The 21,502-nt window shown below is 73.4% G+C and carries 19 protein-coding genes and 1 pseudogene; 9 read left to right on the top strand and 11 right to left on the bottom strand.

Annotated elements, in window-relative coordinates:
• Positions 1-66: 66 nt before the first annotated feature.
• From AB5J54_RS06635 to AB5J54_RS06620, 4 genes are all read right to left on the bottom strand, one after another.
• Positions 67-1,581: an SDR family oxidoreductase gene (locus AB5J54_RS06635; protein ID WP_369142963.1), complete on the bottom strand. Its 1,515-nt coding sequence runs from the start codon at positions 1,579-1,581 to the stop codon at positions 67-69.
• A 164-nt stretch (positions 1,582-1,745) separates the two neighbouring features.
• On the bottom strand, positions 1,746-3,641 hold the full coding sequence (locus AB5J54_RS06630; protein ID WP_369142962.1) for an FHA domain-containing protein: 1,896 nt from the start codon (positions 3,639-3,641) through the stop codon (positions 1,746-1,748).
• 330 nt (positions 3,642-3,971) lie between these two features.
• Positions 3,972-4,847 (bottom strand): undecaprenyl-diphosphate phosphatase, encoded by an 876-nt coding sequence (locus AB5J54_RS06625; protein ID WP_369142961.1) that lies wholly within the window; start codon positions 4,845-4,847, stop codon positions 3,972-3,974.
• A 95-nt stretch (positions 4,848-4,942) separates the two neighbouring features.
• The gene (locus AB5J54_RS06620) at positions 4,943-5,698 is read right to left on the bottom strand and encodes a TVP38/TMEM64 family protein (protein ID WP_369142960.1); all 756 of its coding nucleotides are present in this window, start codon (positions 5,696-5,698) and stop codon (positions 4,943-4,945) included.
• Positions 5,699-5,837: 139 nt separating this feature from the next.
• On the opposite strand from AB5J54_RS06620, the gene AB5J54_RS06615 reads away from it, so the two are divergent.
• The 3 genes from AB5J54_RS06615 (at position 5,838) to AB5J54_RS06605 (ending at position 8,546) form a co-directional block, all read left to right on the top strand.
• On the top strand, positions 5,838-6,539 hold the full coding sequence (locus tag AB5J54_RS06615) for a DNA alkylation repair protein (protein WP_369142959.1): 702 nt from the start codon (positions 5,838-5,840) through the stop codon (positions 6,537-6,539).
• A gap of 48 nt (positions 6,540-6,587) precedes the next feature.
• A complete protein-coding gene (locus tag AB5J54_RS06610) occupies positions 6,588-7,460 on the top strand; it encodes a patatin-like phospholipase family protein (protein ID WP_369142958.1) in 873 nt (290 codons plus the stop codon).
• 240 nt (positions 7,461-7,700) lie between these two features.
• Positions 7,701-8,546, top strand: a complete 846-nt coding sequence (locus tag AB5J54_RS06605) for a spermidine synthase (protein WP_369142957.1) — start codon at positions 7,701-7,703, stop codon at positions 8,544-8,546.
• On the opposite strand, the gene AB5J54_RS06600 is transcribed toward AB5J54_RS06605, so the two are convergent.
• Together AB5J54_RS06600 and AB5J54_RS06595 are read right to left on the bottom strand one after the other, a co-directional pair.
• Positions 8,508-9,836: an MFS transporter gene (locus tag AB5J54_RS06600; protein WP_369142956.1), complete on the bottom strand. Its 1,329-nt coding sequence runs from the start codon at positions 9,834-9,836 to the stop codon at positions 8,508-8,510. The two genes, AB5J54_RS06605 and AB5J54_RS06600, sit on opposite strands and share 39 nt — an antisense overlap.
• A 124-nt stretch (positions 9,837-9,960) precedes the next feature.
• Positions 9,961-11,085 carry a hypothetical protein gene (locus AB5J54_RS06595; RefSeq protein ID WP_369142955.1) on the bottom strand — a complete coding sequence of 375 codons (1,125 nt, stop codon included), beginning with the start codon at positions 11,083-11,085 and terminating at the stop codon, positions 9,961-9,963.
• Between the two features lie 106 nt (positions 11,086-11,191).
• Here AB5J54_RS06595 and AB5J54_RS06590 point away from each other — a divergent pair, with 106 nt between their 5' ends.
• Complete coding sequence (locus AB5J54_RS06590; protein ID WP_189803803.1) at positions 11,192-11,644, top strand: DUF4442 domain-containing protein; 453 nt, start codon at positions 11,192-11,194, stop codon at positions 11,642-11,644.
• A 181-nt stretch (positions 11,645-11,825) separates the two neighbouring features.
• On the top strand, positions 11,826-12,479 hold the full coding sequence (locus AB5J54_RS06585) for a DedA family protein (protein ID WP_369142954.1): 654 nt from the start codon (positions 11,826-11,828) through the stop codon (positions 12,477-12,479).
• Between the two features lie 70 nt (positions 12,480-12,549).
• Here the strand turns inward: AB5J54_RS06585 and AB5J54_RS06580 are convergent, their stop codons facing one another.
• Entirely contained in the window at positions 12,550-13,077 is a 528-nt protein-coding gene (locus AB5J54_RS06580) for a gamma carbonic anhydrase family protein (RefSeq protein ID WP_369142953.1), read from the bottom strand.
• 131 nt (positions 13,078-13,208) lie between these two features.
• Here AB5J54_RS06580 and AB5J54_RS06575 point away from each other — a divergent pair, with 131 nt between their 5' ends.
• The gene (locus AB5J54_RS06575) at positions 13,209-13,976 is read left to right on the top strand and encodes an acyltransferase (protein ID WP_369142952.1); all 768 of its coding nucleotides are present in this window, start codon (positions 13,209-13,211) and stop codon (positions 13,974-13,976) included.
• Positions 13,977-14,035: 59 nt separating this feature from the next.
• On the opposite strand, the gene AB5J54_RS06570 is transcribed toward AB5J54_RS06575, so the two are convergent.
• Complete coding sequence (locus AB5J54_RS06570; RefSeq protein ID WP_369142951.1) at positions 14,036-14,899, bottom strand: EamA family transporter; 864 nt, start codon at positions 14,897-14,899, stop codon at positions 14,036-14,038.
• 104 nt (positions 14,900-15,003) lie between these two features.
• Between AB5J54_RS06570 and AB5J54_RS06565 the strand changes: the two genes are divergently transcribed.
• On the top strand, positions 15,004-15,576 hold the full coding sequence (locus tag AB5J54_RS06565) for a helix-turn-helix domain-containing protein (RefSeq protein WP_369142950.1): 573 nt from the start codon (positions 15,004-15,006) through the stop codon (positions 15,574-15,576).
• A 142-nt stretch (positions 15,577-15,718) separates the two neighbouring features.
• Entirely contained in the window at positions 15,719-16,282 is a 564-nt protein-coding gene (locus AB5J54_RS06560; protein WP_369142949.1) for a YbaK/EbsC family protein, read from the top strand.
• 12 nt (positions 16,283-16,294) lie between these two features.
• Here the strand turns inward: AB5J54_RS06560 and AB5J54_RS06555 are convergent, their stop codons facing one another.
• The 3 genes and pseudogenes from AB5J54_RS06555 to AB5J54_RS06545 all read right to left on the bottom strand — a co-directional run bounded on the left by AB5J54_RS06555 (position 16,295) and on the right by AB5J54_RS06545 (position 19,903).
• A complete protein-coding gene (locus AB5J54_RS06555) occupies positions 16,295-16,735 on the bottom strand; it encodes a CoA-binding protein (RefSeq protein ID WP_369142948.1) in 441 nt (146 codons plus the stop codon).
• Between the two features lie 112 nt (positions 16,736-16,847).
• Complete coding sequence (locus tag AB5J54_RS06550; protein ID WP_369142947.1) at positions 16,848-18,347, bottom strand: carboxylesterase/lipase family protein; 1,500 nt, start codon at positions 18,345-18,347, stop codon at positions 16,848-16,850.
• A gap of 69 nt (positions 18,348-18,416) precedes the next feature.
• Positions 18,417-19,903, bottom strand: a pseudogene (locus AB5J54_RS06545) (long-chain fatty acid--CoA ligase).
• Between the two features lie 199 nt (positions 19,904-20,102).
• On the opposite strand from AB5J54_RS06545, the gene AB5J54_RS06540 reads away from it, so the two are divergent.
• Positions 20,103-21,497, top strand: a complete 1,395-nt coding sequence (locus AB5J54_RS06540; RefSeq protein WP_369142946.1) for a PucR family transcriptional regulator — start codon at positions 20,103-20,105, stop codon at positions 21,495-21,497.
• Positions 21,498-21,502 lie beyond the last annotated feature (5 nt).

Genomic DNA, 21,502 nt, shown 5'->3' with positions numbered 1-21,502 from the left:
CTGCCTGCCTCCGCCGTTCCCCGCCGCCCCGCCTGCCGGATGCGCGCGGCGGCGGTCCCTGCCGGTTCACGGTGTGTTCCGCCGCGCGTTCCTCGTCTCGGCGGTGCGGGCGATGTTCCGGGCCATGCCGCCGAAGACCACGGCGTGGAACGGGGAGACCCCCCACCAGTACGCCTGGCCCGCGAGGCCCTTCGGATGGAAGAGCGCCCGCTGCCGGTAGGACGTACGGCCCGCCTCGTCCCGTTCGACGATCATCTCCAGCCACGCGAGGCCGGGCAGACGCATCTCGGCGCGGAGCCGGAGCAGGCGTCCGCGGTCGATCTCCTCCACGCGCCAGAAGTCCAGGGCGTCGCCGACCCGGAGACGCGTCGCGTCCCGGCGGCCCCGCCGGAGTCCCACTCCGCCGACGATCCGGTCGGCCCAGCCCCGGACGGCCCAGGCCAGCGGGAAGGAGTACCAGCCGTTCTCCCCTCCCACGCCCTCGATGACCTGCCACAGGGCGTTCGGGCCGGCGTCGACGGCGCGTGACCGTTCGTCCGTGTAGAGGCTGCCGCCCGCCCATTCCGGGTCGGTCGGCAAGGGGTCGCTCGGCGCGCCGGGCGGCGAGGCGGAGGACCAGCGGGTCGTGACCTCGGCGTCCTGCACCCGGCGGAGGGCGAGACGGAGGGACTCCTCGAACGGGATGGGCCGGCCGGGTCCGTCGGGAACGTACCGGGCGATGTCGTGCTCGCCGCAGACCACCTCGTGCTTGAGCGACTCGGTGAGGGGTTTGGCCAGGGAGGCCGGCACCGGTGTGACGAGACCGATCCACTGGCTCGACAGTCGCGGGGTCAGGACGGGCACGGGAACGATGAGGCGCCGGGGGAGGCCGGCGATCTCGGCGTACCGCATCATCATCTCCCGGTAGCTGAGCACGTCGGGTCCGCCGATGTCGAAGGTCCGGTTGACGTCGGCGGGCATGCCGGCGCTGCCCACCAGACAGCGCAGGACGTCGCGTACGGCGATGGGCTGGACCCTGCTGCCGACCCAGCTGGGCGTGACCATGACCGGCAGCCGTTCCGTCAGATACCGCAGCATCTCGAAGGAGGCCGATCCCGAGCCGATGACGACGGCGGCGCGCAGCACGGTGGTGGGGACGCCCGAGTCGAGGAGGATGCGGCCCACCTCGGCGCGGGAGCGCAGGTGCGGCGAGAGCTCGCTCTCCGGCACTCCGCGCGGGGTGAGGCCGCCCAGGTAGACGATCCGCCGCACTCCGGCGGACCGGGCCTCCGCGGCGAAGACACGGGCGGCCAGGCGGTCCCTGTCCTCGAATTCCGCCGTGGAGCTCATGGAGTGGACGAGGTAGTAGGCGACGTCGACGCCGTCGAGCGCCCCGCGGAGGCTCGCGGCGTCGGTGACGTCACCGCGCACCGCCTCCACCCGGTCGGCCCAGGGGAAGTCACGGAGCTTGTCCGGATGCCGGGCGAGGCAGCGTACGCGGTGACCGGCGTCGAGGAGTTCCGGCACCAGGCGGCCGCCGACGTAGCCGGTCGCGCCGGTGACCAGGCAGCGGGCGCCTCCGGCCGGGCTTGGAGTGTTCATGCGCTGATCCGTTTCGCCGATGGCCTTGGCGTACACGCCCTACGCCGGTTCTTCGCCTCGGCGGGCGCGTGCGGATGCGGGCCGTGGCCCTGCCGTCGCACGCGCGGCCCGCCTCCTTCGGCATCCGGGTCGGGACGGACGAGCGCTTCCGGCGACGCGCGCGATCAGCTCGGGGCGGGGGTCCTGGTGGGGGCGGCGGTGGCCGCGGCCGGTCGGTAGAAGATGTCGATGTCGACCTCTTCGCCGCCGACCATCAGGGTGTCCCAGGCGCCGCTCTCCCACAGGGTCCGCAGGGTCGAGGAGTCGAGCGTCTCCAGGTGGTCGCGGAGCGTCGCGTCGTCGGGCATGCCGGGGACGCGTGGTGCCAGCCGGTCGCGGATTCCCCGCAGCCGTTCCATGAGCGCGTCGATGTCCGCGTCCCTCTCCAGGTCCTTCCCTTCCGACTCCTCGATGCTCTGGGCGATCCTCTCCTTGATCGCGCGGCTGACGCCGTTCTCGTCGGTGGTGATCATCGTGTTCCAGGCACGGCTCTTGTGCCGGTACTGAAGCATGGACATGGCCGCTTCGTGGCGGGTGAAGTCGGCGTCCCGGAACGGCCTGCCGGTCCAGGCGCCGTTGAGGGACCGGGCCAGGGAGATGGCCGAGCCCAGACCGCTGTTGAGCCCGCGTCCCGGCCAGAAGTGGATCGCGTTGGCGGCGTCGCCGAGGAGGAAGCCGTACGTCCCCGGGGTCGTCGCCGTGGCCGGCAGCAGCCGGGTGGTGAACCGTGGCCGCTGCACCATGTCGAGCCGGAAGGCGGTGACGGCGCTCAGGTCCCGCTCGGCGACCCCGAACAGTGCCAGCCCCTCCCTCACCCGCCTCCACAGGGCCGAACCCCTGACCATCGCGGGCAGGAAGAGCGTGCTGTGCGTCGAGCACTGGAAGTCGCCGTGGTCGTCCCGCCCCATGACGCACGGGCGGGAGGCGATGCAGTCCTCGAAGACGTGCCGGACCGGGTCGATACCGATCACTTCCGCGGCCTCGGCGTCGGTGAGCCGCATGTTCAGGAAACCCTCGCCGCGCAGGGCGTTGAGGAGGAAGCGGTTCTGGGAGACGGTCAACAGGACCGTCATGGGGTCGGTCAGGGTCGATTTGACGCGCAGACCGAGGACCACGTCCTGAAGGTGCTGCCCGTTCAGCGAGTAGATGGACTTGTCGGCGTTGCCGAACTTGTCGGTGAAATGCTCGCGCGTCCGGGAGCGACTCCCCTCGCAGACGGCGAGCACATGTCCCCGGGTCTCCGCCTTCTGGTACGCGGCCGGGTCGAACTTCTCGGGAACCAGCCGAATCCGCTCCGGCTTCTCGTTGGCCAATTCGAGGAGGGTGTCCTCGATGTACGCGATGCGGAGGTTCCTCGGTTTGCGGTCACGGAGCGAATCGGGGCCGACCGGCCACATTTCGGAGTACGCGTCGCCGCGGAAGAGCCGGGCCTGCACCTCTTCGGGGAGGTTGAGGTACTGGCGGCTCTGCACGGTGACCACCTGCTGCCGCCTGACGTTGCCCTGCCCCGCGCTCTTCCAGACGACCTTCGCTCCGTCCTGGACCCACCGGCCGTCGTACACGGTGATGGCCACGCGGGGCCCCATGAGGTCTTCCAGGAGGAGCGCGAAGCTCAGACCGACGGGACCGCCGCCGGTCACCGTGACGTTCAGCACCGGCCCTGCCGCGAGGGTCGCCTCGGACGGAGCGACCGGCCCGAGCACGGAGAGGTCGAGGATGGTCTCCATCGCGTCGGCGGCTTCGAAGCGGAACGTCTCGGTGCCGATCTCGATGAGATCTCCGGGCTGCAGTTCGTGCGAGGTGACGCGTGTTCCGTTGACGCGGGTTCCATTACTGCTGCCGCTGTCGTAGAGGACGAATCCATGGCGTTCGCGACGCACCTCGGCGTGAAAGCGCGAGACGTTCCCCACCGTTATCACCACGCTGTTGTCGCCGTTGCGACCCAGGGTGAGCGGTGTGGCGCCGATCGGAAACTGCTGTCCCGCCAGAGAGCCCTGATGGCCGACGAGCCGAGGAGGCATGGGTCACCCAATTCCATGAGTCACGGATCCGATGACGAAATGCGAGACCGGCCGCCCAGACGAAACAGCACCCCCTGCGTCACACACGGCGAGCGGACCGGAACGCAGGGCTATGATATTCGGGCCGCGAGGCGGATGAGAAGGCGTGCGGACCCATTGGTCATCACACGGTGACCATTCGGTGACGATGCGATACCGGAGTTCCGAAAGGTGCGCCTGGGGCCGCTGCGCAGAAAAGCGACCCACGTGCGCGGGGACGGGACGACGGGGCCGGAGTGCGGAAGGGCCCGCACGGCTGTCGACCGTGCGGGCCCTTCCTCGTCATCTCCGTCAGCCGGCGGACTCGCCCGCGTGGGGGCTGAGGACGTCCGCGCCGACCAGGACGAACAGCAGGATGCCCAGCGCGATCCGGTAGATCACGAACGGCATGAAGGACTTCGTGGTGATGAACTTCATGAACCAGGCGATCACCGCGTAACCGACGGCGAAGGCGACGATCGTGGCGAAGATCGTCGGGCCCCAGGAGACGCTGCCGTCCGAGGCCGCGTCCTTCAGCTCCATACCGCCAGAGGCGAGCACCGCCGGGATGGCGAGCAGGAAGGAGTAGCGGGCGGCCGCCTCGCGGGTGTAGCCCATGAGCAGACCGCCGGAGATGGTCGCGCCGGACCGGGAGACGCCGGGGATGAGCGCCATCGCCTGGCAGGCGCCGTAGATCAGACCGTCCCGCACGCCGAGGTCGCGGAGCGTCTTGCGCTCGCGGGCGGCCCGGTGCCGGCCGCCGGCCTCGTCGCGGGCGGCGAGCCGGTCCGCGATGCCGAGGACCACGCCCATGACGATCAGCGTGGTGGCGGTGAGCCGCAGGTCGCGGAACGGGCCCTCGATCTGGTCCTTGAGCGTGACGCCCAGGACACCGATCGGGATCGAGCCGACGATCACCAGCCAGCCCATCTGGGCGTCGTGGTCCGAGCGCATCGTCCTGTCCGTGAGCGAGCGGAACCAGGCCGAGACGATCCGGGCGATGTCCTTGCGGAAGTAGATCAGGACCGCGGTCTCCGTGCCGATCTGGGTGATCGCGGTGAAGGCCGCGCCGGGGTCCTCCCAGCCGGCGAAGGCCGCGGTGAGACGCAGATGCGCGCTGGAGGAAATGGGAAGGAACTCCGTCAGCCCCTGGACGAGTCCCAGGATGAACGATTCGAACCAACTCATGGGGCTAGGGCCGTCCCGTTATGTACGTGTGCGGTCAGAAGGTCGTGCGCAGCGTACATGCCCAAGATGACGGGCCCATGGCGAGGCCCTTGGCGCTACCGGAGCACCGGCTCCCGCTCCGGCTCGCGCTTTCCGGCCGCGGCTCCGGCCGCCGCCCGCAGGCCGTGCCGCTTGCGCCAGGCCACCACCGCCGCGCCGAGGCCCGACAGGACGATGAACCCCGCCGAGAAGAGGAACGCCGGCGAGCCCGGCGTACCCGCCTGGGCACCCGCCACCACGTACGCCGCCGTGTTCGGCAGGGAGCCGAGCGCGGTCGCCACGAGGAACGGCACGTATCCCATCCGGGAGACCGCCGCGCAGTAGTTGGCCGCCGCGAACGGCACCCCCGGGAACAACCGGATCGCCAGCATCGAACGGAACCCGTGCCGGCTCAGCTGGCCGTCCGCCGCCGTCAGCCAGCGGCCCCGCACGAACGGCCGCAGCGCGTCCTGCCCCAGGAACCGGCCCAGGGTGAACGCGATCCCCGCCCCGAGCACCGTCCCCGCCAGCGCGCCCGTCAGACCGGCCGCCGAACCGAACAGCGCGCCCGCCGCCAGATTGAGCACCGGACGCGGGACGAACGCCGCCGCGCACACCCCGTACGCGAGCCCGAACAGCAGCACCGCGCCGGCGCCGCTCGTGTGCGGCGGCCAGCCCGAGGCCAGCATCCGCTGCGGCTCGTACAGCACCACGAGGGTGGCCGCCGAGAGCAGCAGCAGGGCCAGCAGCGACAGCCGCGCGCGGGGGGAGAGCAGGGCCCGGGAGCAGCGGACGGCGAGGGAGCCCGGCGGCCGGGGGACGGGAGCGAGCATTCGGGGAGAGTAACGGACGAGTCCGTAGGAGCGCCGTAATGTGCGTCATGTCCGTCCGGGGCGCCGGGGCCGTCCGTCCGGGGCGCACGGACCTTCCGACCGATGCGCACCCGGAGCGCGCCGTGACCGAGAGGGCCCCATGAACGACACCGCGCCGCCCGCGAGCGCCCTCGCCGACACCGTCCTGGAGCGGCTCACCAGGGTCTACCCCGCCGCGGGCAACCCCTTCCGGGCCCAGGAGATGGTCGCGTACATGAAGGGCGCGGCTCCCTTCCTCGGCATCCGCACGCCCGAGCGCCGCGCCCTGTCCCGCACGGTCCTCGACGGCACCCCGCGCCCCGACGAGACCGACTGCACGGCGATCGCCCTGCGCTGTTTCGCCCTCCCGGAGCGCGAGTACCACTACTTCGCCGTCGACTACCTCCGTCGGCACGTCAGGCGCTGCTCCTCCGGCTTCCTGCCCGTCGCACTCCGCCTCGTCACCACCGTCTCCTGGTGGGACACCGTCGACCACCTCGCCGCCCACGTCGTCGGCGGCCTGGTGGCGGCCGATCCCGCCCTCGCGCGCGAGATGGACACGTGGATCGACGACGAGGACCTGTGGGTCGCCCGCAGCGCCCTCCTCCACCAGCTGCGCTACAAGGACGCCACCGACGCGGACCGGCTCTTCGACTACTGCCTGCGCCGCTCGGCCCACCCCGACTTCTTCATCCGCAAGGCCATCGGCTGGAGCCTGCGCGAGTACGGCAAGACGGCCCCCGCCGAGGTCCGCGCCTTCGTCGCCGCCCACGGCACCCGCCTCTCCCCGCTCTCCGTCCGCGAGGCCCTCAAGAACCTCTGACCCGCCCCCGCCCGCCGGGCGGGACAACTCCTGCGCGAGACTCGGGACATGACGCAGACGGGGACGCGGGCGGGGAAGCGGACGGCACTGGTGCTCGGGGCCGGTGGGCTCGTCGGGGCCGGGTGGGAGATCGGGATCCTGCGCGGGCTCCTCGACGCCGGGACCGATCTGACCGGTGCCGATCTCATCGTCGGCAGCTCCGCCGGGGCGGTCGTCGGGGCGCAGCTCGCCGCCTGCGGGCGGGGCGGGCTCGACGCGCTGTACGAGCAGCAGCTCGACGGGGAGGCCACCGAGCCGGCCGCGCGGCTCGGCCTCCCGACGATCCTCCGGTACGCCGTGGCCGTGCTCCGGTCCCGTACCCCCGAGGAGTACGGACGCCGGCTCGGCCGGCTCGCCCTCGCCGCCCCCACCGTCGCCGAGGCCGACCGGCGCGCGGCCGTCGCCCGGCGCCTTGGCCGGGCCGGGGACTGGCCCGCTCGGCCCCTCCTCATCACCGCGGTCGACGCCGAGACCGGCGAACTCACCGCCTACGACGAGGACAGCGGGGTCCTGCTGACCGACGCCGTGACCGCGAGCTGCGCCATCCCCGGCGTGTGGCCTCCGGCGACCGTCGGCGGGCGGCGCTGGATCGACGGCGGCATCCACTCCACCGCCAACGCGCACCTCGCCGCGGGTCACGACCGGATCGTCGTCGTCGCGCCCAGCGCGCGGGGGAGCAAGGTCGTGCTCTCGCCGGTACGGCAGGGCGCGGCGCTCGCGGCCGGCGGGGCGCGGGTGGAGGTGATCACACCGGACGCGGCGTCCCGGCAGGCGATCGGGCGGAACGCGCTGGACCCGGCGCACCGGGCGGCCGCGGCCCGTGCGGGGCGGGCGCAGGCGGCGGCCCATGCGTCGGCCGTCGCGGCGGTGTGGACCGGCTGACGGGTCCGTAATCCCGCGCCGGTGCGGGGTACCTGGCACCGAGGGTGCGGCCAGGACCTGGTGGGCGCCGCGGAGGGAGCCGGAACCCGGCATCGGGTGCTGTGCCCACCCGTCCCGCCCTGCGGGACGATTGCCCACAGCGACAGCGACAGCGGCAGCGGCAGCGGCAGCGGCAGCGGCAGCGGCAGCGGCGCGGGCGCCCGGCCCGGGGCCTGGCGACGGTCGCGGCACAATGAAGGCGTGAACGAGCCCATTCCCGTCATCCGCGAAGTCGACCACGGCACCGCGCGCCTCATGCCCGATGTCGACCGGGAGCGGGCCTGGCTGCTGACCGTCGACGGGGCGCCCCAGTCGTACGTCGACCTCGACGATCCGGCCTACCTGGAGTTCGAGTACGCGCGGCGCCTCGCCCATGTCGTCGACGGCGCCGCCGAGCCCGGCGCGCCCCTCGACGTCCTGCACCTGGGCGGCGGGGCTCTCTCGCTGCCCCGGTACGTGGCCGTCACCCGGTCCGGTTCGCGGCAGGACGTCGTCGAGGCCGACCGGGGGCTGCTCGCCCTGGTCGAGGAGCACCTGCCGCTGCCCGAGGGCTCGGGGACGACCGTGCACGGGGCGGACGCCCGGGCCTGGCTGGAGGCGGCACCGGACGCCTCGGCCGATCTGATCGTGGGCGACGTCTTCGGCGGCTCGCGCGTGCCCGCGCACCTCACCTCCGTCGAGTACGCGCGCGAGGTCCGGCGCGTGCTGCGGCCCGGCGGGCTCTACGCCGCCAATCTGGCCGACGGCGCGCCGTTCCCCTTCCTCCGCTCCCAGCTCGCCACCTTCGCCGCCGTCTTCCCGGAGCTCGCGCTCGTCGCGGAGCCCGCCGTACTGCGCGGCCGCCGTTTCGGGAACGCGGTCCTGGTCGCCTCGGGCCGCCCGATCGACATCGCCCACCTCGCGCGTCGTGCGGCGGCCGACGCCTTCCCCGCGCGTGTGGAGCACGGGGAGACGCTGACCCGGTTCACCGGCGGCGCCGAGCCGGTCCTCGACGCCGGGGCCGTACCGTCACCCGTTCCCCCGGAGGGCGCCTTCGGCATCGGCTGAGGCCTCCGCGGCCGGAGCGCCCGCGACCTCCTTCGTGTGCGGGCGCCGCGTCAGGTTCCGTACGTCCGGCACGAACAGGACCAGCGCGGTGACGAGCACCATCAGCGCCGCCGCGCCCCACAGCGCCTCGCTCCGGCCGAACGCGTTCTCCGCCGGGCCCGCGAGGGCCGTGGACAGCGGAAGCAGCGCCGTCGACCCGAACCAGTCGTACGCGGAGACCCGGGACAGCTTCTCCTCCGGGATCTCCTGGTGCATGGTCGTCATCCAGGAGACGCCGAAGACCTCGATCGCGACGCCGCTGACGAACATGGCCGCCGTCAGGCCCGCCGCGTCCAGCGGCACCGCGAGCGCCGCCGAGGGCAGCGCGATGGGGAAGACGCACAGGGTCCCGACGAACAGCATCCGGCGCGGCTTCCAGCGGGTCATCAGGACGGCGCCCGCGACGGTTCCCGCCCCGTACGCGGCGAGCGCGATGCCCCAGGGGCGCGAGCCGCCCAGCTCGTCCCGGGCGACCAGCGGTCCGTACACCGACTCGACCGCGCCGATCAGTCCCACCACCCCCGAGAACTGGGCGACGATCGACCACAGCCAGGGCCGGCCGACGAACTCCTGCCAGCCCTCCCGCAGGTCGGCGAAGAGCCCGCCGCCGGGGGCGCGGTCCGGGATGCCGCTCACGTCGAGGAAGGCCCGCAGACCGCCCGCGACGGCGAAGGCGACCGCGTCGATCGCGAGGACCCAGCCCGGCCCGACGAAGGCGACGAGCGCGCCGCCGAGCGCGGCTCCGCCGATGGCCGCGCCGTGCATCGCCATCCGGAAGACGGCGAAGGCGCGACTGGCCTGCTCCCCGCTGACGCTGGACATGAGCATGCCCTCGGCCGCCGGGTTGAAGAAGGCCTGGCCGGTGCCGCAGAGCGCGGTGAGCACCATCATCTGCCAGATGCGGGCCTCGCCGGAGAGCACGAGGACGGCGAAGGCGGCCTGCGAGACGCAGTTGAGGGCGTTCGCGGCGACCATCACCCGGTGCCGGGGCAGCCGGTCGGCGACGGCGCCGCCGATGAGGAGGAAGAGGACCAGGGGCAGGAAGCGGGCCATGGCCACGAGGCCCACGTCGCCCGCGTCGCCCCCGGAGTCGAAGACCGCCCAGGTCGTGGCGATCAGCGCGCCGTGCGTACCGAGGTTGGTCACGATCGTGGCGGCGGTGAGCAGGAGGTAGTTGCGGCCGGCCCACTCGGGACGGCGGGAGCGGGTCGCGGCCAGGCGGGGGGAGGGGGAGGAGGCGGGTGTGGTCACCCCGGGACTATCCCCGTCCTCTCCCCGTACTGCCAACCCGATATCCGGACGGTCTGTCAGGGCGCGGGAGCCCGGCCGGCCGGGGCCACCGGGACCGGCGTGGCCGGGCCCGGTGGCCGGAGGGTCAGGCGGAGGGCGCGAGCCGGACCGTGGAGAGGATCTGGCGGATCGTCGCGTCGGGCAGCTCGTCCTTGACGCCGTCGGCCCCGTAGAGCACCCAGGTCGAGAAGTCGCCCGCGGCGTTCTTGAAGGAGAAGGCGATCGACTTGCCGTCCGTCTCGCACTTGTTGCGCTTCTTGACGCCCGGCGCCGTGGCCGTCGCCATGCTGCCGGTGAGACCGGACTTCGTCGTGTACGGCACCGGCTTGGTGATCTGGATGGTGCTCTGCGGCATGTGCTGGGCGTAGCCGCCCCACACCCAGGTGCCGGCCTCGCTGCGCGCGAGGGACGAGGTGTCCTTGGCGCCCTGGCCGCCCTTGGTGCCGGCCGTGGACAGGCCCCAGCTCTCCTGGGTGCCGTTCTTGTCGACGTCGTAGGTGCACCACTTGCTCTTGAGGCTCGTGGGGCTGGACATCGTCACCAGCGGAGTGCCGCCGCCCTTCTTCTCGTCCTCGAAGAACGTGATCGAGCCCGGCTTGTACACCTCCCACTCCGGCGGTACGTCGAAGAGGGTGCCGTACTTCGGGTTGTAGACGACCTTCCAGCCGGGGATCGTCGCCTGCTGCGCCGCACCGTCGCGGGGGTTGGCGATCCCGGAGGACTGGCTCGGGTCGGGTGCCGGGGCGGACGAGGGGTCCGCGGAGGCGGTGGCCGTCACGGACGGCTTGGGGTCGTCGGCGTTGTTCTTCTCGTCGTTGTCGTCGCCGAGCACGAGGTAACCGGTGACTCCGGCCGCGACGACCACGGCGGTGGCGGCGACGATCGCCACGAGCGTCGTCTGCTTCTTCTTCCCGCCGTCGGGCCCACCGGGCTGTCCGGGGCCCGGCACCGCGTACTGCTGCGGCACGGTCGGCTGCTGGTACGGGTTCGGGTACCCCGGCTGGGCGCCGTACCCCTGCTGCGGATGCCCCGGCTGCGCGGGCGGCTGCTGCGGGTAGCCGGGCTGCGTCGGCGGCTGCTGCGGGTACCCGGGCTGGGCAGGCGGCTGCTGATACGGGTTCGGCTGCTGGTACCCCGACTGCTGGTAGGGGTTCTGACTCTGGTCCTGCGGGTTCTGCTCGCCCCCGGGCGGCTGCTGTCCTGGCCACATGGCCAGTAACCATAGAGGTGCGGGGGCCGCTCGACCACGCCCGCCCCCGCGCCGGGGGCCGGAGGGGGATGGCCAAGGCTGCTACTCGTGGGTAACATCACGGTCCATGAGCGCAGACCAGATGTCCGTCGGCGAGATGCTCGCCGCCACGGTCCCCATGGCCGGAACCCTGAACCTGGAGTTCCTGGAGACCACCGCCGAGCGCGCCGTCGTGCGCCTCCCGGACCAGCCCGCCTACCACAACCACGTCGGCGGCCCGCACGCCGGAGCGATGTTCACCCTGGCCGAGTCCGCCAGCGGCGCCATCGTGCTCGCCGCCTTCGGCGACCAGCTGGGCCGCGCGGTCCCGCTCGCCGTCAGCGCCGAGATCGGCTACAAGAAGCTGGCCATGGGTGTCGTCACGGCCACCGCCACCCTCGGCCGCCCCGCCGCCGAGGTCGTCGCCGAACTCGACGCCGGAGAGCGGCCGGAGTTCCCGGTCCGGATCGACATCACCCGCGAGGACGGCGCCGTGACCGGCGAGATGACGGTCGTCTGGACGCTGCGCCCGAACTCCTGATCCCGGGGCGCGCGCCCACCGCCCCCGCACCCCGCCCGGGTGCGGGGGCGGTCGCGCTTCCCCGAGGTGCCGCCTCGGAGTCGAGGTCCGTTCGCCCTGACCAGGTAGGCTTCCCCGGCGTGCCCGCCGACGTGCGTGCCGGGCCATCGCGCAGCTGAGCAGCCGACACGGGAGGAACCGCGTGCACGTCCAGGAGTGGCTGGAGACGATCCCCGCGGTCGCCGTCTACGTCCTTGTGGGGGTGGTGATCGGGCTGGAGAGCCTCGGCATCCCGCTCCCCGGTGAGATCGTGCTCGTGAGCTCGGCGCTGCTCGCCTCCCAGCACGGCGACATCAATCCGTACGTCCTCGGCGCCTGCGCCACCGCCGGCGCGATCATCGGCGACTCGATCGGTTACGCGATCGGCCGCAAGGGCGGGCGGCCGCTGCTCGCCTGGCTGGGCAGGAAGTTCCCCAAGCACTTCAGCGAGGCCAACATCGGGCTCGCCGAGAACTCCTTCCAGAAGTGGGGCATGTGGGCGGTCTTCTTCGGCCGCTTCATCGCCCTCCTCCGGATCTTCGCGGGCCCGCTCGCCGGTGTCCTGCACATGCCGTACTGGAAGTTCCTCATCGCCAACGTCCTCGGCGGCATCCTCTGGGCCGGCGGCACCACGGCCGTCATCTACACGGTCGGCATCGTCGCCGAGGCCTGGCTCAAGCGCTTCTCCTGGCTGGGCCTCGTCCTCGCCGTCCTGATCGGCATCGCCTCGATGCTGATCGTCAAGAACCGCGCCAAGAAGGCGGCCGCGCAGCGGGCCGAGGCCGCGGAGCCGGAGCCGGTCCCGGCGGCCGACTGAGCGCGGACGGTACGCGTACGCGACGGAGGGCGGTGTCCGGGAACGGGTGCCGCCCTCCTTCGCGTGCGTGTCAGTCCTCGAAGGCCTCGGCGTGGCCCTTGGCGAGCAGCAGGTACATCTCGGCGTTCAGCCGGATGCCCGCCTTCTCCTCGTCGGTCAGCGGGCGGCGCACCTTGGCGGGGACGCCGGCGACCAGCGAGCCCGGCGGGATCTCCATGCCCTGAGGGACGAGCGCCTGGGCGGCGACGAGCGAGCCGGCGCCGATCCGGGCCCCGTTGAGGACCGTCGCGCCCATGCCGACCAGGACGTCGTCCTCGATCACGCAGCCGTGCACGGTCGCGTTGTGGCCGACGGTGACCCGGTCGCCGATGGAGACGGGGAAGCCGGGGTCGACGTGGACGGTGCAGTTGTCCTGGATGTTGGAGTCCTCGCCGATCGCGATCGGACCGCAGTCCGCCCGCAGCACCGCGTGGTACCAGATGCTGGCGCGCGCGCCGAGGGTGACCTCGCCGAGCACCACGGAGGTCGGGGCGGTGAAGGCGGTCGGGTCGATCTGCGGCTCCTTGCCGCCCACTCCCTTGATCAACGCCTCTGTCATGGTTCGCTCCTGATCGTCAGCCGTCATGTCACGCCCGGGGGTACCCCCGGGCGCAGCCTATGCCGTGCTCATGACGGACATCACAGCGCACCGCGGTGATCAGGCACGACGGCGCCGACTACGGTGGCCGGGTGCCCAGGAACAGAAACACGTTCTCATCCCTCGCCGCCTGGCGGCGCCGGGTCCTCGCCCGTGCCGTGCAGGGCGGCTGGCGCTGGGTGCAGCAGGCCGGCTCCGTCACCGCCGAACACCCGGGGAAGCTGCGGTTCCGCCGCCTCGGCGCGGGCACCCGGCTCGCCTTCCCGCAGGGCACGGTCTTCGGCGACCCGTGGATCGAGATCGGCGAGTGCTGCATCATCGCCGAGCAGGTCACGCTCACGGCGGGGATGCTGCCGGACCTCGACCTCGGGCAGGACACCGTCCTGACCCTCGGTGACGGGGTCGTGCTCGGGCGCGGCAGCCATGTCATCGCCGACGCGAAGGTGACGATCGGCTCGAACACGTACTGCGGGCCGTACGTCTACGTCACCTCGACCAACCACAGTTACGACGACCCGGACGAGCCCGTGGGCCGCCAGTGGCCCCGCTCGGAACCGGTCTCCATCGGCCCCGGCTGCTGGCTCGGCACGGGCGCCGTGATCCTCCCCGGGGCGCGCCTGGGCCGGAACGTCGTCGTCGCGGCGGGCGCGGTGGTACGGGGTGAGGTTCCGGACCACTCGGTCGTGGCGGGCGCCCCGGCGAAGGTCGTCCGCAGCTGGGACCCGGAGAAGGGCTGGCAGCCCCCGCTCCGCACTCCGGCCCCGACCCCGATCCCGGAACACGTCACCCCGGAGCAGCTGGCGGCCCTCGCGGTGTGGGAGGCCCAGCGCACGGGCAGCTCCGAGTCCGTCCCGTCGTGATCTGACGGGTCCCGGTGGCCGGTGGCCGGTGGCCGGTGGTCCGGGACGGCGGCCGGCGGTCAGCCCGTCGCGAGGAGGACCGTGCCCACCAGAGCGAGGCCCGCGCCCGCCGCCTGGACGGCACGGAGGCGTTCCTTGAGGACGCCGCGGGCCGCCAGGGCCGTGACCACCGGGTAGAGGCTGGCGAGGACGGCGGCGACGGTGACCGGGCCCTGCTGGGCGGCGAGCGCGTACGTGCCGTTGGCGGCGACGTCCGCCAGGCCCACGAAGGCGAGGGCCGGGACCGCGGCACGGACGACCCCGGAGCCGCCCTCGGGGAGCGCGCGGCCGCCGCGCCGCACCGAGGCGTAGAGGGCGCCGCCGCCGACCAGGACGTTGGTGACGCGCTGCACGAACAGGGCGAGGAACAGGCCCGTGACGGTCGTGGACGCCTCGGCGATGAGCGCCATCACCGAGCCGAAGCCGAAGGCCGCGACCAGGGTCAGCAGGACCGCCTGGCGTTGGACGGGCGCCCCGCGCAGCTCCGGTCCGCCCGCGAGCACCACGCCGAGGATCGCCACCGCGATCCCGGCGAACTGGAGCAGCCCCGGCCGGTCGCCGACGAGCAGGCCGACGGAGACGGGGACGACGACGCCGAGCGAGCCGAGCGGGGAGACCACACCCATCGGCCCGAGCGCGAGCGCCTTGTAGAAGGCGAGCATGGCCGCCGGGCCGACGACGCCCGCCCCGACCGCGTACCAGAGCTGGGGTCCCGCCTCGGTCCAGGCGCCGGTCGCGAGGACGACCGTGCCGAGGACGAGCACCGCGAGGGCCTGGGAGACCACGACGACGGTGAGGGCGGGGATCCGCCGGGTGAGAAGCCCGCCCCCGAAGTCGGCGAGGCCCCAGAGAAGGCTGGTGGCCAGGGCGAACAGGGCGGTCATGAATCCTCGCAGGGGCGTGCGGCAGTACAGTGCAGTGAACCATCGGGTGCACCCCACCGTAGTTCAGTGCATTGAACTCTGTCATCCAGAATATTGGACGGAATGTGTCGGACCTCGACCAGCTCACGCAGTCGCTCGCCCGGAACCTGAAGCGCTGGCGCAAGGAGCGGGGATTCACCCTGGACGCGCTCGCCACCCGCGCGGGCGTAAGCCGCGGCATGATCATCCAGATCGAGCAGGCCCGCACCAATCCCAGCGTCGGCACCACCGTGAAGCTGGCCGACGCCCTCGGCGTCTCCATCACGACCCTCCTCGACTACGAGCAGGGCCCCCAGGTCCGCCTCGTCCCGCCGGACCAGGCCGTCCGCATGTGGTCCACCTCCACCGGCAGCCACACCACCCTCCTGGTCGGCACCGAGGCCCGCGGCCCCCTGGAGCTCTGGTCCTGGACCCTCATGCCGGGCGACGGCAGCGCCTCCGACCCGCACCCGGAGGGCACGGTGGAGCTGCTGCACGTCACCGCGGGGACGCTCACCCTGATCGTGGACGACGAAGAGCACCCGCTGCCGGCCGGCACCTCCGCCGTCTTCGAGGCCAACGTCGCGCACTCCTACCGCAACGACGGCGAGGAACCGGCCGAGATGACGATGGCCGTCTCCATCCCGCCCGTACGCTGAGGCCCGAACTCCGGCGCCTCTGTGCCGGTGCCTCTGTGCCGGTGCCCGACCTCCGGCGCCTCTGTGTCGACGCCCGAACTCCGGCGCCCGAACGGTGAGACGGGCCGCCGTCCACCCCCTCGCGGTTGTTAGCGTGAAGCGTATGCGCGCACCCATCGGACACTTTGACGACGCCCGGCCCGCCCCCGACTGCCTCGACCTGCTGACCGACCCCGTCGCGGCCGCCGTCCGCGCCTGGTCAGGCCCCGTCCCGGCCGACCGGCTGGTGTACGTGGACACCGACCCGGCCATCGCCGACACGGCCGTCTTCGTCGAGCACCACGGGCCCGAGCTCCTCGACGCGTCCGCCAACTGCGTGGTCGTCGCGGGCAAGCGCGGCGAGACGACGACGCTCGCCGCGTGCGTCGTGAAGTCGGCGACCCGCGTCGACGTCAACGGCGTCGTCCGCAAGCACCTCGGCGCCCGCAAGGCCTCGTTCGCCCCGATGGACACGGCGACCGGCGAGACGGGCATGGAGTACGGCGGGATCACCCCGATCGGCCTCCCGGCCGACTGGCCCCTCCTCGTCGACGCCGCCGTCGTCGACACGGAGTGGGTCCTCATCGGCAGCGGCCGTCGCCGGGGCAAGCTCATCGTCCCCGGCAAGGCCTTCGCCCAACTCCCCGGCGCCGTCGTCCTGGAGGGCCTCGGCGTCCCCGTCGGCTGAACCGACGGGGCCTCAGCCCAGGCGCGGTATCTCGATCGCGGGGCAGCGGTCCATGACCATGTCGAGGCCCGCCTCGCGCGTCCGGGTGAAGGCCTCGTCGTCGATGACGTCCAGCTGGAACCAGACCGCCTTGGCGCCGATCGCCACGGCCTCGTCCGCGACGGCGCCCGCCAGCTCGCTGTTCACGAAGACGTCCACGACGTCCACCGGGAACGGGATGTCGGCCAGCGAGGCGTACCCCTGCTCGCCGTGCACCGTCTCCGCCTTCGGATGGACCGGGACGATCCGCTTGCCGAAGCGCTGGAGCACCGCCGCCACCCCGTACGCGGCACGGGCGCGGTTCGACGACAGCCCGACCACCGCCCACGTGTCGCCCGTGGACGTCAGGATCCGCCGCACCGCCTCCGACGCGGAGTACGCGCTGGGGTCCGTGGTCGTCGTGTCTACGCTCATCGCTTCTGCTGCCTCTCGTCGGCGCGGCCCGTCCCTCACGTGAACGAGCCGCGCCGGGCCGTGATTCCCGTACGCCTGGACGAGCGCCCCCGAGATGTCCCCTACGGGCCGGTCACCCCTCCCACGCCCGCCGTTCGGCCTCCCGCGGCGCCTCGACCAGGGACGGCAGGCCCGGGCCGAAGGTCATCACCGGGCGGGCCGGGTCCCACGGGCGCCAGCCCGGGTCGCCGGTCTTCGCGAACGCCACCCAGGCCGCGTGCATCGCCGACGCCAGCTCCTGCGGCGCGTCCGGGCCCGTCAGCGCGCGGGTCTCCGGCAGGCCGAGCGTGTCGAAGACGAAGCCGAGTTCGAGCGCGTGACAGGCGCGGAGGTCGAGGACGGGGGAGGGCCAGCCGAACTCGTACAGATACGTCGCGGCGGCCCCGCCGCTCAGCCGGGCGTCCGCGTACATGTTCTGCGGGATCCGCAGCAGCTTGTCCGCCGCGAGCACGCCCAGGACCTCGCCCGGCTTCTCCTGCGGCCGCTCCGCCCGGTACACCTTCGCCACACGGGGCGATATCCGCCCCCTGCGGAGCAGGAGCCGCTGCACCAGGGACCCCACCCGTTCGGTGTGCCCGCCCGGCACGAACCACAGCCGGTACTCGTCCGTGTTCGTGCCCATCAGCAGCTCCACGTCCGCCGAAGCGCCGTCCGCGAGCAGGTCCCCGGGATGGTCCGGCAGGACGTCGCCGTCCACGGCGATGTGGAAGGTGTGGCTGCTGAGCACCGGATTGCCCTTGCCCGTCACCGCGGTCTGCGCCGCGAGCAGCTGCTCCCGGTCCACGCGCGCGAACGCCTCCGCCGTCGCCGGCACCTTGAGCCGGGCGGCGATCGCCTCCGTCGTCCTCCGGGCGACGTCGATCGACCGGGCGCTCGGCGCCCCGCTCTGGATCACGGCCCGCCGGAACAGGCCCTTCGCCGACGGCGAGGCCAGCAGGGCGGCGATCGAGATCGCCCCGGCCGACTCGCCGAACACGGTGACCCGCTCCGGGTCCCCGCCGAAGGCCTCGATGTTCTCCCGGACCCAGGCCAGTGCGGCGATCTGGTCGCGCAGACCGAGATTGGCCGGCGCGTCGGGGAAGACCCCGAACCCCTCGATGCCGAGCCGGTAGTTGACCGAGACGAGCACCACGCCGTCCCGGGCGAAGGCGGTGCCGTCGTAGACGGGGACCGCCGACGAGCCGTGGATCAGCGACCCGCCGTGGATCCAGACCATGACGGCACGCCCGCCGTCGCCGGGACCGCCACCGCCGGGACCGGCGGCGGGCCAGGGAGCCCACACGTTGAGGTTGAGGCAGTCGTCGCCCGCGACCCCGGGGTCGGGGAGCAGCGCGTCGAGCGGCGGGGCGTACGCGCGCTTGGGCGCCGTCGGTCCGAACGCGGTGGCCTCCCGTACCCCTTCCCAGGGCTCCACCGGCTCCGGCGCCCGGAACCGCAGCGCCCCGAACGGGGCCTGCGCGTAAGGGATTCCGAGGAAGGCCGCCACGTCGTCCTTCAGACTGCCCCGCAGGACTCCGTTCCGCGTGCGGACCCCGGGACCGTCCTGGACGTGTTCAGCGACGTGCTCCGACATCGATTCACCTTTTCTCAGGGTGGACGGTGACGCACCGTCCAGATCATGCGGTCAGGGCGGGGCCTCCGGTCAACCCCGCGACACCAGCGCGCGCTTGAGGACCTTGCCGGTCGGGCCGAGCGGCAGCTCCTCGACGAAGCGCACGATCCGGGGGTACTTGTGGCGGCCGAGGCGCTCCCGCGACCACTCCACGAGCTCCTCCTCGGAGAGCGGGGCGGCGCCGGCCCGGCGTACCACCACCGCGCACACCTCCTCGCCCTTCGCCTCGTCGGGGACGCCGATCACCGCGACCTGCGAGACCGAGGGGTGGCGCACCAGGACCTCCTCGACCTCGCGCGGGTAGATGTTGAAGCCGCCCCGGATGACCAGGTCCTTCTTGCGGTCCACGATCCGCAGGAAGCCGTCCGCGTCCCGGACGCCCAGGTCGCCCGTGCGGAACCAGCCGTCCACGATCGCGGCGGCCGTCGCCCCGGGGTCGTCGAGGTAGCCGGCGAAGACGTTGTGCCCGCGCACCACGACCTCGCCGGTCTCGCCGTCCCCGAGCAGCCGGATCCGCCCCTCGACGGCCGCGTCCGCGATCCCCACCTCGACGCCCCGGACCGGGTGACCGACGGTCCCGGGCCTGCGGCCGATGTGCGGCTGGTTGAAGGTGGCGACCGGGGAGGTCTCCGTCAGGCCGTACCCCTCCAGGACCTGGGTGCCGAAGGTCTCCTCGAAGCGCTCCAGGACGGCGACCGGCAGCGCCGCGCCGCCCGACACGGCGGCCCGCAGGGCCTCCGGACGCGGCGCGGAGGCCGCGGCCGCCTCCACCAGGGCGTGGTACATCGTCGGGACGCCCATGAAGACCGTCACGCCCTCGTCGACCAGCACCCGGAGAGCCGCGGGACCGCTGAACCGGGGCATGAGGACGAGCGTCGCGCCCTGCCGGAGCGTCCCGTTCATCGCGCAGGTCTGGCCGTAGCTGTGGAAGAGCGGCAGACAGCCGAGGACCACGTCGCCCGCGCCGAGGCCGAGCAGGTCCTGCGAGGTCACGGACGCGTCATGACGATGTTGAGATGGGTGAGGAGGGCGCCCTTGGGGCGGCCCGTCGTCCCGCTCGTGTAGAGGATCACGGCCGTGTCCGAAGGCTCGGCCGGCTCGGGCGCGGCCAGCGGCTCCGGGGCCGACGGCGCGCCCTGGAAGGCCCGCACCCCGGCGGCCCGCGCGGCCTCGTCCGCCACCGGCCACAGCGGCCCGCCGCTCACGATGCCGACCGCGCCGCTGTGCTCCAGGACGTACCGCACCTCGTCGGCGACGAGCAGCGCGTGCACCGGCACGACCGTCGCACCGGCCGCGAGCGCCCCGTAGTACACCCGCGGGAACTCGGACGTGTTCGGGAGCAGCACCGCGAGCCGGTCACCCGGCTTCACCCCCGCCTCCCGCAGGCCCGCCGCGCAGCGCAGCGCCTCCGTCCACAACTCCCGGTAGGTGAGCCGGGTCGCGCCCTCGACGACCGCGATCCGGTCGGGGAAGAGGCGGGCGGACTCGCCCAGCACGCCGGCGACGCTCAGTGACATGACACGCTCCAGGGACACGGCGGCAACAGCGGAGGTGACGGCGCTGTCGACGATCGGCTGACACCGCACAGAATCCTGCGCGGGGCGAGCCGGACGCCATGTGCAGATGCCCACCATGCGGCCGGCCGAGCTGGGCAGCGGCCCCGCCGTCGCGCCCGGCCCGTGGCAATCGCCAAATCCCGGCGTTACCGTGCGAGCCATGACGCACAGCCCGGCCACCGCCGGCGAGCCCGGAGCGGCCCGCGCCGGCGGCACCCCCACCCCCCTCGGCGCCTCCGGCGGCTCCGGGGCACTGCGCCGCTCCCTGGCCACGGCGATGCTCGCCGACGTCGACCGGCTCACCGACCGCGCCGTCGACGACATCCGCGCCCACTCCGGTACCTACGCCTCGGACACGCCCGTCACCCGCGAGGACCTCTGGGAGATCTGCCGCGACAACCTCCGGCGGGCCCTGGAGGACTTCGGCGGCCTCCCGCCGACCGGCGGCGACTCCGAGCGGGCGGCCCGCGAGACCGGCCGCCGCCGCGCCGAGCAGGGCGTCCCGCTCGACACCGTGCTCCAGGCCTACCGGCGCGGCGGCCGGGTCCTGTGGCAGGTCATGGCCGAGCACCTCCGGAGCCGGGCCGGACGCCAGTCCGACAGCCGGGACCTCGAACTCGACATGGCGAGCGAGGTCTGGGAGACCATCGACCACTACTCGGTCGCGATGGCCGACGCGTACCGGATCGCCCAGCTGGAGCTGCAGAGCCGCCGGGACACCCGCCGCGTCGCCCTCTTCGAGGCCCTGCTCGACGGCCGCGCCGACGACCCGGCCGTCGCCTCCGCCGCGGCGGCCGCGCTCGGCGTGCCCGCCGTCGACCGGTACGTGGTCGTGGTCGCCGCGCAGGACCCGGCCGCCCCGCCGCACCCCGCGCCCGCCCTGGAGGCGCAGGGCATGTGGTCCTTCTGGCGGCCCCGCTCCGGCCGCTACGCGGGCATCGTCCGGCTGCCCTGTCGTGTCGTCCACGGCGGACGGCCGGGGACCGTGACGGGCCGCGGTGCCGACCCGGCCGTACGGACCCTGCTCGCCGCGCTGCGCGAGCGGACCGGCGCCACCGCGGGGGTCTCCCCGGAGTTCGAACGCCTCTCCCAGGCCGGCCGCGCGCTCCGGCTCGCCGAGCAGACCCTCCGTACCCTCCCCGCCGGCGGCGGCGAGGCCGCCGTCTTCGACGACCGTCTGGCCGAGGTGCTGCTCAGCGGGCGGGCCGACATCGCCGAGCGGATCGTCACCGTCCACCTCGGGCCGGTGCTCGCCACCGGCGGCGAGCGGGCGGCGCTCCTCACCACCCTCGGAGCCTGGCTCGACCACGGCTGCTCGGCCTCCCGGGCCGCTGAACAGCTCTACTGTCACCGCAACACCGTCCTCAACCGCATCGGCCGCATCGCGGAGCTCACCGGCCGCTCCAGCGAGTCCGGCGAGGCCCGCCTCGGCTGGGCGCTGGCGCTCCGCGCCCTCCCGTACGCCGGACTCGCCCCCGAGGCGGCCGCCCCCGAAGCGGGCCTCGAAGCGGGCCTCGACGCCACCGCCGCAGAGCCCGGGCCCGGCGGAACGTAGGCTGG

Source organism: Streptomyces sp. R44 (assembly GCF_041053105.1).
Lineage (GTDB): Bacteria > Actinomycetota > Actinomycetes > Streptomycetales > Streptomycetaceae > Streptomyces.
The sequence above is the reverse complement of the archived record's forward strand: the minus strand, read 5'-3'. Positions and strand labels throughout refer to the sequence as shown.